We start from the raw sequence: 16,426 nt of genomic DNA, 5'->3' as shown, positions 1-16,426 counted from the left end.
CCGTATCTAGCTTGCTGTACGCTGCTGATGGCGCAGAGCGGTCGATACAACGAAACGAGCAATTCCGCGCGGACCAAGGTAGGGTTGATAGAGATCGTGCTTATCATCGAGCATTAACAGAAAAAGAGAATACAAAGCTTAACAAAAAAACTGATAATTGAGTGGCTTCGGTTATCAATCTGCACATCTTTTGATTCTTCGGAGGCAGATGAAATAGGGTGTCTAAAGATTGCCTATTAGCTGATACTGATCCATCGTCTCGATCATACTATGGGTACGGTCATCGGACTAATGTCGGCATTTTCTATAAGTATCACATGCTCAGTACGGTCTCTTAAAGTTGTATAGATAGCTGTGGCATGTATTCAGAAAGCTATGAAGTAGCATCGAATAGCTGGTGACTATGTGATACGAGTGTCGCTTGAGATTAAGTTATACTGACACTATGGCTTTAATATAAGAGGTTTAGATAGGTGTAATAAAGTTAATCGAGAACGCTGGCAGCACCAGCAAGGCGGCACGGGTATTGAGCGTAAGCCAGCCCGCTGTCAGCCAGGCGATTCGCAAGTTAGAAACAGCGACTACGTCAACACTTAACCTTGAAGGCCGCTTAATGACTGCTCTTGGCTGGGCGTCGGGTGGCGAGGCATACAAGTAGGCATACACGGTTGCTGATAAGCTGAGCTGGATCTGATGGTTCCAAGGTCTTTTCTTTTCGTGGAAGGAACCGAATCTTTGTTAGAACGTGGCTGCTTGCGGTCTATTCGAGTGACAGCCATTGCTTCTGTGGTCCACAACGACTAAAGACAAATTTTAATAATTAATTAAGTTTATTATAAGCTAGAGAATTTCTGTGTGACTCTTTGGTGGCTTAATTTGAAATGAGCGTCGGGAGTAACTCCGCAGTATGATTGCTGATTAATAAGAATTTGCTAAATATCACAATCCTCATTGTCTGTTATGGTCATTCAATTTTACAGGGCTTACGTGTTTGTGGGGATTAATGCTCTGAGCTTTCTCATTACTTCATCGCGTTCCGCCTCACTTCCATCCTTGAACTTTTGTAGTTGCTCGAATAGTGCGTAGTCTGATAATGCTTCAGGCTCAAACCCGAATTTTCTGGTGTATCTGTTAAGCTTACAGATGCCGATTGTAAACCAGCCCTTGTCAGTTTTGTCGGAGTAAAGCTTGTTTCGATGTACCTTTATATGCTCGTCGTATTCGTCTATCGACGGATGAACAATTTTGAAACGCTCAGAGGATTTTGGATAATTTGTAGCATCCCCGTTAAGAGTTTCCGTTTCTTCCTCGTTTAGAATGGCTTTATCATTTTTTGCAAGATTGCAGTCTGCGCAGATAACACATAGATTTTTGGGTTCAAATAGAAACGCTACATGCTTCGATTTTGGCAATATGTGCTCCACAGTCGCGTTTCCTGCGGCAGTTACGGACAAAGTTCCCTTGCAGTAAGGACATACTCCTTTCTGCTCAAGACGGTAAAATTCACGGACTTTACTGCGTAACTTCATTAGCTCATCTTTAGACCAGTCTTTATGGTTGTGTCCCTCTTGTGCGACTAAATCGCTAATTATCTGTTTATCCTCATCGTCTAAAATATAATGGTTATTTATCAGTGGCATAGTATTGGCACACATCCACAACAGTGTTGATCAGCTCAAAATTTGGATCCGCTGCTTCCAGTTTGCGCTGCATTGTCTGTAGCTTTCTCATCTCGGCTTTTATCTGGTCGGATATGGTTTTTTCCGATCTGATTTTTGTGAGCAATGAAAACGCTAATCTGGTGATGTACTCGTTCATTATCCCAGGTGCGTCAAAAAGCTCTGCCAGCTGATAATCTGCGGATTTTTCTAGGTAATCATTTGATCGATGGAGTTTGTTTTCGTCAATCACTGTTATGAAGCAGTTTTCGGCAGAAAGTCGAGAAACAATCTGGGGTGAATGCGTTGCTATTATGAAATGGCACTCTTTGTATTGAGAGAAAACAGTCGTTAGAGTTTTTATGAACTGTTCCTGCCAAGCTGGATGTAAGCTGATCTCCGGCTCATCTATTAATATCAAGGATCGATGTTCGATCTGTCCGGCAATGCCTAGTGTCATTACGAGCATGCATTGTTCGCCGGAGCTGTGAAGTGACCCCCGAAAGCTGGACACCACCTTGGAGGTGCCCATGCCCAAGTATTCCCTTCCTTTCAAAATGAAGATCGTCGCCCAGTATCAAAGGGGAGACCGCACCTACGGCCAACTTGCCAAAGAGCACCGCGTCAGCGTGGTACAGGTAAAGGGGTGGATTGGCACCTACGCCAGTCACGGAAAAGTAGGTCTACAGCAGCGCTATCGGTACCACAATGTCGATTTTAAGATTGAGGTTGTACGGCAGATCGTCGAAGGGCTATCCATCCGACGGGCAAGCGAGCGGTTCAACCTCAATCGCTCCCAAATGCAGCGCTGGGTCAACGCGTGGCAGCAGTATGGTATCGAGGGGTTGGCCAGCAAACGTAGAGGTGATGCCTTGCCCCTTTCTCCCACTCCAGATCCATCCGCTTTCAAGTCCAACGTCGCAAGCCCCGTCCTAGAGCTGGAAAGGCAGGTGGCCTATCTGCAGGTGAAAAACGTTTTCCTGCGCAAGGCCATGAGCCTGGGTCTCAAAGACAGCGATTTGGACAATCGGCAGAAGGCACTTATCGTGCAGGAGCTACGGTCACGGTATCCGCTTGATGCGCTTCTCAAAGGGGCAGGGCTTCCTCGAAGCAGCTTTTACTACCACCTCAACGTTGCACGCCAACCGGACAAACAGCATGCGCGCAAGGAGAGCATCCGAGCGATGTTCGTCTGTCATCGGGGTCGCTATGGCTATCGTCGAATCACCCAGGCATTACGCAACGAAGGGCAGCAGATCAATCACAAAGCGGTACAACGTTTGATGGGCGAAATGTCTTTGAAGTGCACGTTGCGACGTCGTCGTTACCGCCCCTTCACAGGGCCTGAGTCCTACGTTGCCCCCAACCTTCTAGAGCGGCGCTTCACCGCACCGCAGCCCAATCAGCGATGGGCGACTGATATTACCGAGTTTCGCGTCAATCAAGATCGGCTTTACCTGTCGCCGATCCTTGACCTATTCAATAGAGAAATCGTGGCTTATGAGATAAGTGAGCGCGCGACGTTCAATATGGTCTTGCGAATGTTGAAGAGCGGAATAAAAACGCTTCGACCTGACGAGAAACCGCTGATTCACTCCGATCAGGGTTGCCACTATCAATACCCTGCCTACCAACAGACGATTCGCCAGCATGGCATTACCCAGAGCATGTCCAGGCGAGGCAATTGTCTCGACAATGCAGCGATGGAAAGCTTCTTCGCAGTGCTGAAATCCGAGCTCTTTCACTGCGCAAAATTTGCCACAGTGCAACAGTTAGCGGCGGCAATTCGAGACTATATCCACTACTACAATCACGAGCGCATCAAGCTGTTACTGGGAGGCCGCAGTCCCGTCGGATACCGCAAGGCAAAAGCGGCAGCCCGCGATGACTGTAGCTAGTGGAGCGCTTGCCGTATCGCTCTCTCGAGATCTTCGTACAGCCAAGGCTTTTGCAGAAAGACGACGTGGGCGGGAAGCTCGGCACTCACCGAGTACTCATAACCTGTCGTGATGATCGTCGGCATGTCCGGCCAGCGGCTCAAGAGCATCTGGGCAAGCTCTGCCCCTTTAAGCTGTCCAGGCATCAGGTGATCGGTAATGAGCAAGTCAGGACGCAGGCCGCCTAGGACAGCAACGAGAGCATCATCGCCGCTGGCGAAGTGGTGGAGCGTCGCGCCGTTCTCTTTCAGGAAATCATCCAGAATCTGACCCAGCGTCAGATTGTCCTCCACCACCACAACACGTATAGCCGTAAGGTTCAGCATCAGCTGCTCAAGGGTGAGGTCAAACGCTCATTTTAACAGGTGCCTTGAGGACTTACCTCATCACCGGTGTTGCTGGTATCAACGGCACCTACGCTGCTGACAACCGCTCTCGAATGACCTCTTCGATCTGCTGGTAGGTCCAGGGCTTGGCGATAAAGGCTGCGTTAGGGGCCAGGCTGTGATGCTCAGTACCGCTATAACCGGACGTGAGCACCACCGGCAGCGCAGGCCAACGGTCCGCTACGATCTGCGCCAAGTCAAAGCCGTTGAGCCGCCCGGGCATCATGACGTCAGTGACAACCAAGGCGATCTCACCGGCATGCTGTTCTAGGTAAGACAAGCCATGGTCGGCACGGTCAGCCGTTACGGCGGTGGCGCCCATATCGGAGACGATTTCTGACAGAAGCAATAGCAAAAGCGGTTCGTCGTCGACGACCAAAATCTGAAGTGGGAGCAAAATTGATCACTTGAAGGCTACAGCCGACATATTGGATGGCAACGCCTGGTAGACCGTCCGATGCTGGTGCCGTTGCTTGAAGTTGACGGATGGTCAATTATCGAGCACCTGTCTGACTTTGACGGCCAGATCCCGCAGCGTAAAGGGCTTGGGCAGCAGGGCGACCCCCTGATCCAACGTCCCGTTGTGGACGATGGCATTACGGGTGTAGCCCGTGGTGTAGAGCACCCGCATAGAGGGTTGCGACAGGCCGATCTGATCGGCCAATTGACGCCCCGTCATCTCGGGCATGACAACATCGGTAAACACCAAGGAGATCTCCGGATGCTGGGTGAGCAGGTTGAGCGCCATCGCGCCGCTGTCGGCATCAAGCACCTGATAACCCAGCTCCATCAGGGACTCGACCGATATGACGCGCACCCGCGGATCGTCTTCCACCACAAGGATCAGCTCGCCTTCCTGGGCGACCGGAATGACATCGGTCGAAGTAGCGTAACGCTCGGTAGGTTTGGCATCACCCCGATAGCGCGGCAAGTAGATCTTGACCGCGGTGCCATGCCCAAGCTCGCTGTAGAGCTTGATGTGGCCCAGTGATTGTTTGACGAATCCATAAACCTGCGAGAGCCCGAGTCCTGTGCCTCGGCCTACGTCCTTGGTGGTGAAGTAAGGTTCGAACACCCGCTTAAGCGTCGTCTCATCAATCCCACTTCCGGTATCCGTCACGGCCACCAGGACATACTCGCCCGGCTCGATTTGGTGCTGGCCTGCATAGTAGTCGTCGATGTAGACGTTGCCGGTCTCAACGGTGATGCGGCCGCCGTCTTCCATGGCATCCCGGGCGTTCACGCACAGGTTGAGGATGGCTTGCTCCAGGCTACCGATATCGGCCTGTGTCAGCCACAACCCGGCGTGCCGGACGAATTCCACCTGGTAGGCACTGCCCAGGGTTCGCTGCAACATACCTGAGAGGCCGGTGACCAATCGATTGAGATCGACCGGCTCCGGCGACAAGACTTGCTGACGAGAAAAGGCCAGCAGCCGATGCGTGAGTTCCGCAGCGCGGGTAGTACCTTCCAAGGCCAGATAAGCATAGCGATCCACCTGGGTGTCGCCCCGCTGTAACCGGGCTTGCAGCATGTTCAAGCCGCCCATGATGACGGTCAGCATGTTGTTGAAGTCGTGGGCGATACCCCCGGTGAGTTGGCCGACCGCTTCCATCTTTTGAAGCTGGCGCACCTGATCCTCGGCGGACTCGCGGGTATGTCGTTCATCGCTCAAATCTTGGCGTGTTCGATCCAGTGCGACTTCCTGGCTGACGTTGACGGACCGTAGCGCTACGGCGTCCTGCTCGAAACGAGTGGAGCGGCTCTGTATCGCATCGACGTCTGTACAGCTCGAGAACCAGCGGATGACTTCTCCCTCTAGGTTGCGGATGGGCAAGGCACGGCACAGGCACCAGTGTGGCCCCTCACCTACGGTCTGCATCTGGAAGGTGGCCTCCCAGTCGCGCTCGTCAGCCATCGCCTGTGCGCGCTCAGCAACGATGTGCTGTCGCGCTTCCTCAGCGATAAGTGAGTGCCAGCCATTGTTGACCAATTGCTCGGTCGAAAGGCCGGAGAATGTCTCCCATTGAGGGTTGAAATAGAGGTCGCGGCCCTGGACGTCCGAGATCCACACCAGTTGAGGGATGCTCTCTGCGAGCTGCTGGAATTGCTGAGCCAGCTGTTCCGTGTGCAGTTGCCGGCGCTGCTCCGCTTCGACCCGATCCGTCAGGTCACGGATGACTTTCACTACACCCACGAGATGCCCCTCGTCCCACATGGGCATCATCAAGCCACTGGCCCAGAAGCACTCGCCATCGGCGCGCAGGTGCCAGCGATCATCAATGGCTCGTCCCTGACTGATCGCTAGGCCAATCTCTCGCTCTGGCACCCCCATATCGCGGTCTTCAGCGGTGAAGAACCGGTGCATGGATTTCCCCAGCATCTCGTCCCGTGACCACCCCAGAATCTGGTGAGCGCCGGCGCTCCAGTCCGTGATTCTGCCGGTCATATCACCCACGACGATGGCGTAGTCCAGCGCGCTGTCGAGTACAAGACGACTGGAGCGCTCGGCGCGATCGAGCCGCTTGCGCAAGTCAGCATTTTCCCGACGCAATTCGTCGAGAGAGAGAGCGTTTCGATCCGAAGCCAAAGAAAGCGCCTTGTCAGCGAGTGACGGCTAAAGTTGAAGGTGCACCAACCGGCAGCGCTGCGAAGCCTGATACCGGCATGCTTGACGGGGCAGCTCAAGCGCAATATCGCCTGAACGCGGTCAGATTAAGATGATTATTAGGGGTTGCCAATGCCACTGTCTTTACTCGACGGCATCTGCATCATGGCGGCGTCCCGATGAGCTCCCGCATGCGCGCGGCCAAGACGTCCATAGCGAAGGGCTTGGTCAGCACCGACATGCCCGGTTCCAATTGGCCGTTGTTGAATAGCGCATTCTCGGCAAAGCCGGTGATGAACAGGACCTTGAGATCAGGTCGACTGGTCCGTGCAGCATCGGCCATTTGCCGGCCATTCATGCCACCCGGCAGGCCGACGTCGGACACCAGCAAATCAATGCGCACATCCGACTCCAGCACCTTGAGTCCGGAGATACTGTCGGCGGCTTCAATCACGACGTAGCCCAACTCCTCCAGTACCTCTGTAACCAGCATGCGCACCGTGGGCTCATCGTCTACCACCAATACGGTTTCACCCGTACTCGCGGTCTCACGCTCGCCGAGATGACCTGCTATGACGTCAACATCAGCTTTGCCGACATACCTAGGCAGGTAGATGCAGACCATGGTGCCATCGCCTTCCTCGGAGTAGAGGCGAACCTGGCCTCCAGATTGTTTGGCGAATCCATAGATCATCGATAGGCCCAGCCCCGTCCCCATGCCCAACGGCTTGGTGGTAAAGAAGGGGTCGAAGGCTTTGGCCATAGTAGCCTTGGACATGCCCGAGCCATTGTCCGAAACACACAGCGACAGGTACTGACCGGCCGGAATGTCGTGCATTTGGCCACCGCGTTGATCAATCCAGCGATTGCCCGTTTCGATGGTGATCTTGCCACCGCTGGGCATGGCATCCCGCGCATTGATACAGAGGTTGAGCAGGGCATTTTCTAGCTGCGACGCATCAACCAGCGCCGGCCACAGCCCGCAGGTGCCGACGCTTTGCACCTCGATAGCGGGCCCGACCGTACGCTGAATGAGGTCGAGCATACCGCTGACCAGCTGATTGATATCGGTCGGTTTGGGGGCGAGCGTCTGCCGACGCGAAAAGGCGAGCAGGCGATGAGTCAGCGCCGCGGCGCGCTTCGTGGCGCCCTGGGCGGCTGTGAGATACCGATCCAGCTCATTGACGCGGCCTTGGCTGATCCGCGCGGCCATCAGTTCCAGTGATCCTGAGATGCCGGCCAACAGGTTGTTGAAGTCGTGAGCCAATCCACCCGTCAGCTGGCCGACTGCCTCCATCTTTTGCGCCTGACGCAGGGCTTCTTCGATCTCACGCTGGTCAGTCAGGTCGCGGCCGACAAAGTGAAATAGCTCGGTACCAGGGTCTGGCGCAGCGGTCCACATGATGGTGCGCCGCTCACCCTCACGGGTGATGACGCGGTCTACGAAGCCCGTGATGGTCTCGCCTTGAGCCAGACGCTCTAATACCTGTAGCGCGCCAGGGTGATCCTCGGGATCTACAAAATCGATGAAGGGACGACTTAATAGCTCGCTCTCGCTCCACCCCAGCAGCTGCTGCCAGGCCGGGTTTACGATCTTGAGGTAGCCTGACACGGTCGCGCTACCCATGAGGTCGTTGGTGGTTTCCCAGACCCGGTTACGCTCGCGGGTTCGGTGCACCACCTGTTGTTCCAGCGTCGCATTCAACGCCTGCAAGCGCTGCTCGGCCCGTCGGCGCTCGACGGCGTAGCGCGTGAGCTCAGCGATATCCCTGACGAAGGCAATCTCATCCTCTCGCCACTGCCGGGGATGTGCGCACACGACAAAAAACGCGGCGACAAAGCGGCCGCGCTCCATCATCGGAAAGTTAATCAAGCTCTGGACGTTGATGGCCGAGAACTGAGTGACCTGATCGTGAGTGCGAGGATCCAACGCCACGTCATCGATGACCACAGTCTGACCCCGGCGCAGATCCTCCACATAGGAGCCGTACTCCTCGAAGAGGTAGCGGCCGGCCAAGCGCGTGCCGCTTCCAGCCGTCCAGTCCCGCTCAACGTGGACATAGACGCCGTCCTCATCCATGACCGCATAGGCCGCGGCTTGAAGATCAAGCCGCGCTCCCATCACCTGAGCGGCCATGGCCGCCATGTCGAGCGGGTCATCCAGATCCCGGATGCGATCCTTGAATACGTTCAGAAAATCACGTGACTTGAGCCGATCTCGCTCCTCCTGGCCGGTCTGGATCTGCAGGCAGAGCTGCTGGTTGGCGCTCTCCAATGCTTGTTGCTGCTGAACCGGCCTCGTCGTTTCAATGCAGCCGCCTAGAAAGCCGCCTACCGTACCGTCATCCAGACGAATAGGAGTCCAGAAATAGGTGAAAAAGGCGTCTTCGGCGTAGCCCAGGCGCTCGAGACGCAATGGAAGATCACTCTGCGTAAAGGCGTCGCCGCCGTAGGCACGCGCGACCAAGGGCGCAAGCTCCGGCCAAACCTCCGGCCAAGCGTCTCGGAAGCTCTGGCCAAAGGCAGCCGGATGGCGCAAACCGAGAATAGGCGCACAGGCGTCGTTGTAGAGATAGGTAAGGCTATCTCCCCACACAATGAACATCGGGCTAGCCGTGCTGATCATCAGGGCAGCACTGGATTGCAAGGACGCAGGCCAATCCTCGAGCCTCCCCAGCGGAGTAGCGGACCAGTCATGCTCGCGCAAGGCGGTGACCATCTCACTGTCAGGCAGATACGGAAGCGTGTGATCGAGCACGGCAGTAGCTCTCAGGTGAGATGGATGATCAAGAAAAAAGCGGCTTCACAGCAAATCGAGCGAACCCAAACGACGAAAGGGTTAGCGGCAGAGCCTGTCGAGCACCGGGGCGAACGCGTGAAGATTTTCTGCGACGATGGCTTGCACATCGTTCAAGGCGGACAGATAGGCAAGCGCTTGCCGAAAGTGCAGTTCAAGCCTCTTCAAATCAAGCGCCTGATCCCTGTAAGCGACAAAGCCCGCCATGGCAAAGGCTGCACGATCATTAGGTAGGGGAAGCAGGATTGGTGGCATCTATCAGCAGGCTTGCTGGCATGCGGCCATTATGGTTATCGCGATCATCGCTTTCTTAGATGATAGCGCTACAGATCTTGTGGGTCGAGTCAGAACGGGCCCGTCCACTGATGACCCTCAGTCAGGTCACGTTTAGGCATAGAAGGTGATCACTCACCGCAGCTGTCTCGACAGCTTCGCCGATCGTGTTCACAAGCTGAGCACTTTTGAATCCGTAGGGCTGCACTCCCCATGCACAAGCTGTGTCTACCCAAAGCCTTTACCGCCTGAGAATCCATGCTATATCGAGACGACTATGACTATCGGCGACAAAGAACTCCGCTTAGGTAACATGCTTCACCCTAATCTGAGCATCACGCTCAAGGACCAAATATGCGCTGATGCCTGCTCCAGGGAGCAAGTGATCAGTGGGCTTGGAAAGCGTTACCTGGCTGAGCGGCCGGACGAGGATGAGACTCTCACGGAAAGGAGCCCCTCGACCCGAGCCACGCAGGGCTCGGCCTGGTGAGAGATCCCGACAGCCGTCTAGCTACTGCTGTCTTGGTACTAGGAAACCTAGTGATTGGGATTGCACTGCTCTCATCTTTTTATGACTTTTGGTAGCTATCTAGGCTGAGCGCCGGTAGTCACCTTGCGTAGACTGCACCCTGACACAACACTGCCACTGGGGACGTAAGCCCGCCTGCTCACGGCATGAAGTGTAGGTGTGTAGTGGTCAACTAATCCCGGACACTGGTTTAAGTCGTTCCTCGGCAATGGCGGGCGGTAGCCCGCCATTGAACTGATGCGGCCGTTGCCAGTTGTAGCGTTGCATCAGGAACCGACCGATGTCCTGTTGTGCCTGCGTAGCACTCAGGTAACCCTGGGTTGGTATCCATTCCGTCTTGAGGCTACGGAACAGCCGCTCCATGGGTGAGTTGTCCAGGCAGTTACCTCGTCTACTCATGCTCTGGTTGAAGCGGTAGCGCCAAAGCCGCTGGCGAAAGCGTCGACTGCCATATTGGCTCCCCTGGTCGCTGTGAAAGAGCACCTCTCGAGGCCGACCGCGCTGCTCGTAAGCCCTGTCCAAGGCCTGGATGACCAAATCAGCATCAGGCGTGGCGGAAAACGCCCAGCCCACGACGCGACGGGCAAACAAGTCCATGACTACCGCGACGTAATGCCAGCGACCCTGCGCCCAGACATAGGTGATATCGCCACACCACACCTGGTTCGGTGACGAAGTCTCGAAGGTTCTCTCCAGTCTGTTGGGTATGTCTGGCCGTTCTTCGGTTTTCCGTCTGCAGACAGGCGCGCCAGGCTGCTTGCTGACCAAGCCCATCTCGCTCATCAGCGCACGCACCTTGAATCGCCCAATCACGATGCCTTCTTCACGCAGTTGATGCGTGAGGCTTCGGCTGCCAGCCGCGCGGCGACTCTGGGTAAAGAGTTCGCCCACTCGCACCCGCAACGCTAGCCGGGCAATGTCCGGTGAGCGCTGCCTGCGACGGTAGGCGTAGTAGCACGAGCGGGTGACTTCAAATACCGAGCACAGCAGTTCGACAGGCGCTTCGCTGCGAAACTGATCGATCAACGCGAGCGCTCGTGTTCCTCGGCCATCAAGAGCGCGGTAGCCTTTTTTAGGATCGATTTCTCCCGCTCCAAGCGATTGATCCGCGCTTCCAGCTCCTGGATCTTCTGCTGCTCGGGCGTAAGGGCCTTGCTCGCCGGTGTGACTCCGCCGCGCTCTGCCTGCAGTTGATTGACCCATCGGCGTAGTGCCGACTCGACCAGCCCAAGCGAACGGGCTGCATCGATACAGCTGTAGCCCTGATCCAGTACCAAACCTGCGGCCTCGCGCTTGAACTCGGGCGTAAAAGAACGACGTTGTTTGCTCATGGAACACCTCTGTGTGGCGATCATCTTCGCCTAAAAAGGTGTCCGGGGTGAGTGGACCACTACAGTGCAGCCCTAGAGGCCGAGAAACAGTTTCAGGCCCGTCTATTGCAGCTAAATCCCAGAAAGTCAGAAGCGTCTAAATAGGCCTACATCTCCGCCAGTTAGCACGCCGCCATCTGCGTCGCGCGATTTTCTGATCAATCTATACTTAGGCTTTGGGCTCGGTCAGCCCCCAAGGCATTGAGCCAAGGCCAGCACGGGAGTTCTGGCCTTTTTCTTCTGGGCCTAGGGCGCTCACATTCGGCTTGCCAAGAGAGCCGTATCGGCCTCAAGTGGGAGATGCGACCCTTTGCGCCGCAACTCATTGACCGCATGCAGGATGATCATATTGGTCTGGCCAATATCTTTCATGATTGACCACTCGATGACGCGGGATACCATCGCGGGCACCGAGGGATCCACCAAGCACACGAGCCAGCCGTCAGCGCGCCAATCCAAAAATGATTTCACCGGTGGGTCCAGGGCTTCCAAGCGCTCTCGTAAGCTATCCATCTTCTAGCCCTCAGTCGACATCACGCTATATCAGGCTAGTCGAGAACGGATAGGTCGCAACGAGCTATCGCAAAAAGCAGGTAGGAATGGAGGCAACGACTTGTTTTCCATGAACAGTCATGCGCTGGATGGCCGTCGGCGGTGATGCCCTTGCTGGGAGAGCCCCCTTGCTTTGAGTAACTCGATCGATGAAGCTCGATCCCGATGTCTAACTTTCGGGGGTCACTTCACTGGCCCTTCTTAGGGACAATTCTCGAGTGTCACCGGGCTCGTGTTCTTTCCAGATTTTTAAATCAAAAAGTTTTACTATGTTGTGATTTAGCAAAGTTAGCACAGCCATAGCGAAATGCTTGTCAATAAATCCTTCTCGGTATCTGCTTATATAGTCAAAGTCTAGTTTGAATAGGCTGTCTCTCTTGGTGTCCAGCCTTTCCATTGTGTAATTCAGAGCATGTGCTATGTCGTTTTTTATCTCTTGCGGTAAAGATCTAAAGTTTTCAAATATGCGATCTTCAAGTATTTCTTCAAAACTATCGTCTATTGCGTTGCCACGGGTGTCCGTAAGCAATATCCCTACATCTTCGTAGTCGACAAAGTATCTTTGATCCGGGTTTTCGGGATCCTTTATAGCAATTTTTCTGTTTATGTTTAATTTGAAAACAAAGCTTAGTTTTGCCTCAATTTTCAATAGTCTGAATATTTCGTTTAAATTTTCGTGTCTCTCAGACTCTAGATACTTGTTTATTAGTCCTTTGGTGGCTGATGACATCAAGGCCATGGCATTCGTCGCATACATGCCGGAGCTGCGCATGCCAATATAAGAATATATTGAGCGGAAGCTAGTAGTTTTGCTCCTGGGTACGCTGGGGAATTTATCAAAAGGGCTAGTTGATACGGCCAAAATCTTTGATGGAATAAAGTCATTGGCACGAAAAAAATAAGTGCTTTTCTCGTCAATCATTTTTGAGTAATTAGAGACGATTTCGCTTAAGAGTCTGCTTTTTCCTGTACCATTTCTTCCAATAATAATTGAAAAGCAGTTTTCATCTTCAAATAGGCTCTTCTCTGCTAGCGGTATAAACCTATCTTCAAAGGGGAATTCGATGATGCGTCCCATTCTGATCCCTTGCTATGCCAATATTAGGGCCGTTGGTACCTCTCGATAACTGTTAGGTCTATCCTAGATAGCTGCCTATACGGTTGCTTCATCGAGGCGCTCATCATCGTGCAGATTGAATCCGCTTTGGTGAGCGGCGACGGAAAATCCCATGGTGGTGCAGGGTTTTGCAGGTTTTTCGTTGCCTATCAAACAATAGTCTAAGCCACGTCCCATGTGGAAACGTTCGTCCTGCAGGGGTGCAGAAAAACCGACACATTTAGCCCGCAGGTGTGGCGGGAGGACAACAGCGCGCGCCAGGTGATAAGGCTGTGGTGGCCGGTGGCGTTCACCTGGGAACGCAACGCTTGTCGGCCGCCGTCAGGGCACCGCCAAACCCTCTGCTTTCGAGACGCCAGCCAAGGATTCGATGATCCGGCATTCCGATATGGTCCCGCCGTGGCAGCACGCCAATAGACGTTGCAATTCGCCCTCTAGGGCTTGCAGGTCGGCAAGGCGCTGCCGCACCTGTCGTAGGTGTTCTGCAACCAGACTATCCACGGCATCGCAAGGCGCCTGCTGCCGATCCGCCAGGCCGAGTAGCTCACGGACTTCTTCAAGGCTGAAGCCCAGGGTGCGGGCACGTCTGACGAAGAGCAGCCGATCCCGTTCGGCCGGGCCGTACAGCCGGTAGCCAGATGCTGAGCGCATCGAGGTCGGCAGCAAGCCTTCTTTTTCGTAGTAGCGGATGGTGACGGTCTTGGTATCCGTGGCCTTCGCTAGCTGACCGATGGTGTAGGCAGAAGCGTTCATGGCATTGACCTTATAGTGACTATAACCCTCAGCCTAAGCCAAATCCTGAGTGTTGCAGAGAGGTTGCCATGGACAGTTGCTGCGAAAACAAGGCTGGTGAGCTGGCTCAGCTGCGGAGTCGGCAGAGTCGAGTCCTCTACATCGTGCTGACGGTCAATGCTGTCATGTTCGGGGTGGAGTTCACTGCCGGTTGGCTGGCCGGCTCGACGGCGCTGCTAGCGGATTCCCTGGACATGTTCGGCGATGCCTCGGTCTATGCCCTGACGCTGTTCGTGTTGCATCGGAGCGATAGAGCACGCGCTGGTGCTGCCCTGGTGAAAGGTGGCTTCATGCTGCTGTTCGGCGTGCTGGTGATTGCGGACGCGGTGCGCAAGGTGATCTTGCAGGAGGTGCCCCAGGCTGACTGGATGGGCACTGTCGGACTTGTTGCACTCTTGGCCAACACCTACTGCTTCTATCTGCTGTACAGCCATCGGGCGGACGATCTCAACATGAGGTCCACCTGGATCTGCTCACGGAACGATCTGGTCGCCAATACCAGCGTGGTGCTGGCCGCCGTCCTGGTGGCTGTCACTGGCAGCCTCTGGCCAGACGTCCTGGTCGGCCTTGCCATCGCCGCGCTGTTCCTGCACTCGGCTTGGCAGGTTAGTCGTGAAGCCTACGGCGCATGGCGCCGTGGTGCGGAAGGGCAGGTTGCACGGCCACAGGAGGCACGACCCGCTTCAATGCAAGATAACCCTGCGCCTTCATGCTGCGGAAGTAAGGCGCTAGCTGTCATCGCTGAGCCTGAACATCGCGCTTCGGTAGCTGCTTGCTGCTCCTCCAATGGCAGGTGTGGCGAATGACGTCGAATGAGAAAGGCCGCCCGTAGGCGGCCTGTCGCTGGCCAGGAAGAGCTAGGCGGTGCGCTGCTGGCCTTTCTCCTCGAGCAGCACAAGTAGGTTGGCCCGCTTCCGGGCGAGCATTGTGGGACTCGATGCTTCCTGGCCCGTGAGTTCGTAGGCTACGGCGGGAAGCACCTGCAGCGCCTGTTCGTGCGGATCTGTGTCGGCCGGCTCGAGCCCGATCCCAGCCGCGTCCACCAGCTTTGCCAGCAAACGTTCGAAGCGTCCTCGGGCCGCTTGCTCGCAATCGCTGCTAGCGACCATCCCTTCGCCTAGGACTGCGCGGAGGTGCCGTGCCTGCTGACGTCCTGCCAGCTGTAGCCAGGCGCGGCCCTCGTCGCTTGCGAACATCGCAGCGGACGCGGCGGCGAGACGTGGGCGTAGTTCTTGGCCGGCTTGGTCTGCAAGAACCGGTGCAGCCCTTCAAGCGGGTTGTGCGTGGCCCGCCCGGTGACCCTGGCAAGGTCGTAGATCTCCTTGCAGAAGCGGCGCACGTTGCCCATCTGGTCGATGATGCCTTTGCGCTCCATGCCCCTTAAAAACTCCATCCACTCGATGGGCATGATGTCGGTGAAGGGACGCGGCCCGTAGGCCGGGAAGACATGCAGCTCGAGGGCGCCGATGATTCGTCGGGCGGTGCCTTCCTCCCAGCGCGGCTTGCGAGCGTCATACCACTCGCGAGCCAGCTTCTCGAAGGTGTTGGTTGCGGCCAGCGCCTCGGCGGCCTTGCGCTCACGTTTGGTCACCATAGGGCTCTTGCCGCTGGCGGCCTCGGCTTTCAGCTCCGCAGCCTTGGTGCGGCGGCGGCACCGGTCACGGCAGGGTAGGCGCCCAGGCCAAGCCAAGACCATTTGCCGTCGGGCTTGTTGTAGCGAAGCTCCCAGCTTTTCTGGCCGTTGGGTTTGACGCGGAAGTACAGGCCGTTGCCATCCTGCTCGCGGTAGACAGCGGCTTCAGGCTCGAGGCTGGAGAGGGTGGTATCGGAGAGGGAGCGACGCTTGATGTCCTGGCGCTTCATCCTTGTATGCCTTTGGTTCGAATTTTCCCGCGGCATACACATCGGCATACACGGTGCGGTGGAATGACCAGAGACTACATGGAACCACCAGAAACAACAAAGCCCGCACTGGGCGGGCTTTTGAGGCTGTTTTTAGTACCACTTGGGGCAACCAGAAACAAGGGAATGGTCGGAGCGACTGAATCCAGCTCTTTCACCGAACGGGTGGCCGGCTGGTCGCAACCGAGGAAGCGCACGCCCTGATGGTGGACGATAAGCTGTTCGTGGGCATGGATGCCATCGAGCACCGGATCAAGAGCCTGAAGCAATCCGGTACTGGAAGGCTGGCCATTGCGGTGCATCCCGTGGTCGGCAATACCTTCACGCCTCGGGCGCTGGCGGAATTTGATCTAGCGGAGCGGGATATTCGCGTGTCCTTACGTGTGCAAAGCTCGCGAGAGGTACATCAAGGGGTGCCCGCAGAATTAGGAAAAAATCGTACGCTAAGGTTTTCCGGGCATCCGTAGGGGCCGAAACTTCCCGTCTTCCAGCCTGCGGCTCAGCC

16 protein-coding genes and 1 pseudogene are annotated in these 16,426 nt (G+C 55.5%); 4 read left to right on the top strand and 13 right to left on the bottom strand.

Annotation, left to right across the window (positions count from 1 at the left end; all coding sequences use genetic code 11):
* Positions 1-469: 469 nt before the first annotated feature.
* On the top strand, positions 470-658 hold the full coding sequence (locus EC839_RS25145; RefSeq protein WP_081348011.1) for a LysR family transcriptional regulator: 189 nt from the start codon (positions 470-472) through the stop codon (positions 656-658).
* A gap of 325 nt (positions 659-983) precedes the next feature.
* Here EC839_RS25145 and EC839_RS23200 read toward each other — a convergent pair whose 3' ends face one another.
* Positions 984-1,640: an HNH endonuclease gene (locus EC839_RS23200; RefSeq protein WP_074585320.1), complete on the bottom strand. Its 657-nt coding sequence runs from the start codon at positions 1,638-1,640 to the stop codon at positions 984-986.
* The gene (locus EC839_RS23195; protein ID WP_017638787.1) at positions 1,624-2,190 is read right to left on the bottom strand and encodes an AAA family ATPase; all 567 of its coding nucleotides are present in this window, start codon (positions 2,188-2,190) and stop codon (positions 1,624-1,626) included. The genes EC839_RS23200 and EC839_RS23195 overlap by 17 nt, the downstream gene beginning before the upstream one ends.
* Between EC839_RS23195 and EC839_RS23190 the strand changes: the two genes are divergently transcribed.
* Complete coding sequence (locus EC839_RS23190) at positions 2,189-3,556, top strand: IS3 family transposase (RefSeq protein ID WP_017638786.1); 1,368 nt, start codon at positions 2,189-2,191, stop codon at positions 3,554-3,556. The genes EC839_RS23195 and EC839_RS23190 overlap by 2 nt on opposite strands.
* On the opposite strand, the gene EC839_RS23185 is transcribed toward EC839_RS23190, so the two are convergent.
* From EC839_RS23185 to EC839_RS23170, 4 genes are all read right to left on the bottom strand, one after another.
* Entirely contained in the window at positions 3,553-3,921 is a 369-nt protein-coding gene (locus EC839_RS23185) for a response regulator (RefSeq protein ID WP_017638785.1), read from the bottom strand. The genes EC839_RS23190 and EC839_RS23185 overlap by 4 nt on opposite strands.
* Positions 3,922-4,009: 88 nt before the next feature.
* Complete coding sequence (locus tag EC839_RS23180) at positions 4,010-4,378, bottom strand: response regulator (RefSeq protein ID WP_017638784.1); 369 nt, start codon at positions 4,376-4,378, stop codon at positions 4,010-4,012.
* 93 nt (positions 4,379-4,471) lie between these two features.
* The gene (locus tag EC839_RS23175; RefSeq protein ID WP_017638783.1) at positions 4,472-6,514 is read right to left on the bottom strand and encodes a PAS domain S-box protein; all 2,043 of its coding nucleotides are present in this window, start codon (positions 6,512-6,514) and stop codon (positions 4,472-4,474) included.
* 238 nt (positions 6,515-6,752) lie between these two features.
* Positions 6,753-9,347 (bottom strand): ATP-binding protein, encoded by a 2,595-nt coding sequence (locus tag EC839_RS23170; RefSeq protein ID WP_231893092.1) that lies wholly within the window; start codon positions 9,345-9,347, stop codon positions 6,753-6,755.
* A 24-nt stretch (positions 9,348-9,371) separates the two neighbouring features.
* Here EC839_RS23170 and EC839_RS23165 point away from each other — a divergent pair, with 24 nt between their 5' ends.
* Positions 9,372-9,620 carry a hypothetical protein gene (locus EC839_RS23165; RefSeq protein ID WP_026083568.1) on the top strand — a complete coding sequence of 83 codons (249 nt, stop codon included), beginning with the start codon at positions 9,372-9,374 and terminating at the stop codon, positions 9,618-9,620.
* A 736-nt stretch (positions 9,621-10,356) separates the two neighbouring features.
* Here the strand turns inward: EC839_RS23165 and EC839_RS23160 are convergent.
* The 4 genes from EC839_RS23160 to EC839_RS23145 all read right to left on the bottom strand — a co-directional run bounded on the left by EC839_RS23160 (position 10,357) and on the right by EC839_RS23145 (position 13,980).
* Positions 10,357-11,519, bottom strand: a protein-coding gene (locus EC839_RS23160) for an IS3 family transposase (RefSeq protein WP_085984295.1) whose coding sequence is annotated in 2 segments (ribosomal slippage) — positions 10,357-11,264 and positions 11,264-11,519 — 1,164 coding nt in all. Because the reading frame shifts where the segments join, the coding sequence is not laid out codon by codon here.
* Between the two features lie 294 nt (positions 11,520-11,813).
* Complete coding sequence (locus tag EC839_RS23155) at positions 11,814-12,050, bottom strand: hypothetical protein (protein WP_132833187.1); 237 nt, start codon at positions 12,048-12,050, stop codon at positions 11,814-11,816.
* A gap of 229 nt (positions 12,051-12,279) precedes the next feature.
* On the bottom strand, positions 12,280-13,188 hold the full coding sequence (locus EC839_RS23150; RefSeq protein ID WP_132833186.1) for a hypothetical protein: 909 nt from the start codon (positions 13,186-13,188) through the stop codon (positions 12,280-12,282).
* A gap of 360 nt (positions 13,189-13,548) precedes the next feature.
* The gene (locus tag EC839_RS23145; RefSeq protein ID WP_017638776.1) at positions 13,549-13,980 is read right to left on the bottom strand and encodes a helix-turn-helix domain-containing protein; all 432 of its coding nucleotides are present in this window, start codon (positions 13,978-13,980) and stop codon (positions 13,549-13,551) included.
* A 68-nt stretch (positions 13,981-14,048) separates the two neighbouring features.
* Here EC839_RS23145 and EC839_RS23140 point away from each other — a divergent pair, with 68 nt between their 5' ends.
* On the top strand, positions 14,049-14,825 hold the full coding sequence (locus EC839_RS23140; protein WP_017638775.1) for a cation diffusion facilitator family transporter: 777 nt from the start codon (positions 14,049-14,051) through the stop codon (positions 14,823-14,825).
* A gap of 51 nt (positions 14,826-14,876) precedes the next feature.
* Here EC839_RS23140 and EC839_RS23135 read toward each other — a convergent pair whose 3' ends face one another.
* The 3 genes and pseudogenes from EC839_RS23135 to EC839_RS23125 all read right to left on the bottom strand — a co-directional run bounded on the left by EC839_RS23135 (position 14,877) and on the right by EC839_RS23125 (position 16,223).
* On the bottom strand, positions 14,877-15,128 hold the full coding sequence (locus tag EC839_RS23135; protein WP_017638774.1) for a hypothetical protein: 252 nt from the start codon (positions 15,126-15,128) through the stop codon (positions 14,877-14,879).
* 104 nt (positions 15,129-15,232) lie between these two features.
* Positions 15,233-15,882 (bottom strand): annotated as a pseudogene (locus EC839_RS23130) (tyrosine-type recombinase/integrase); the annotation flags it as partial.
* Between the two features lie 74 nt (positions 15,883-15,956).
* Positions 15,957-16,223 carry a hypothetical protein gene (locus EC839_RS23125; protein WP_132833185.1) on the bottom strand — a complete coding sequence of 89 codons (267 nt, stop codon included), beginning with the start codon at positions 16,221-16,223 and terminating at the stop codon, positions 15,957-15,959.
* Positions 16,224-16,426: the final 203 nt, after the last annotated feature.

It is taken from the genome of Pseudomonas sp. JUb52, assembly GCF_004341115.1.
In the GTDB taxonomy this organism is placed as follows: domain Bacteria; phylum Pseudomonadota; class Gammaproteobacteria; order Pseudomonadales; family Pseudomonadaceae; genus Chryseomonas; species Chryseomonas oryzihabitans.
The sequence above is the reverse complement of the archived record's forward strand: the minus strand, read 5'-3'. Positions and strand labels throughout refer to the sequence as shown.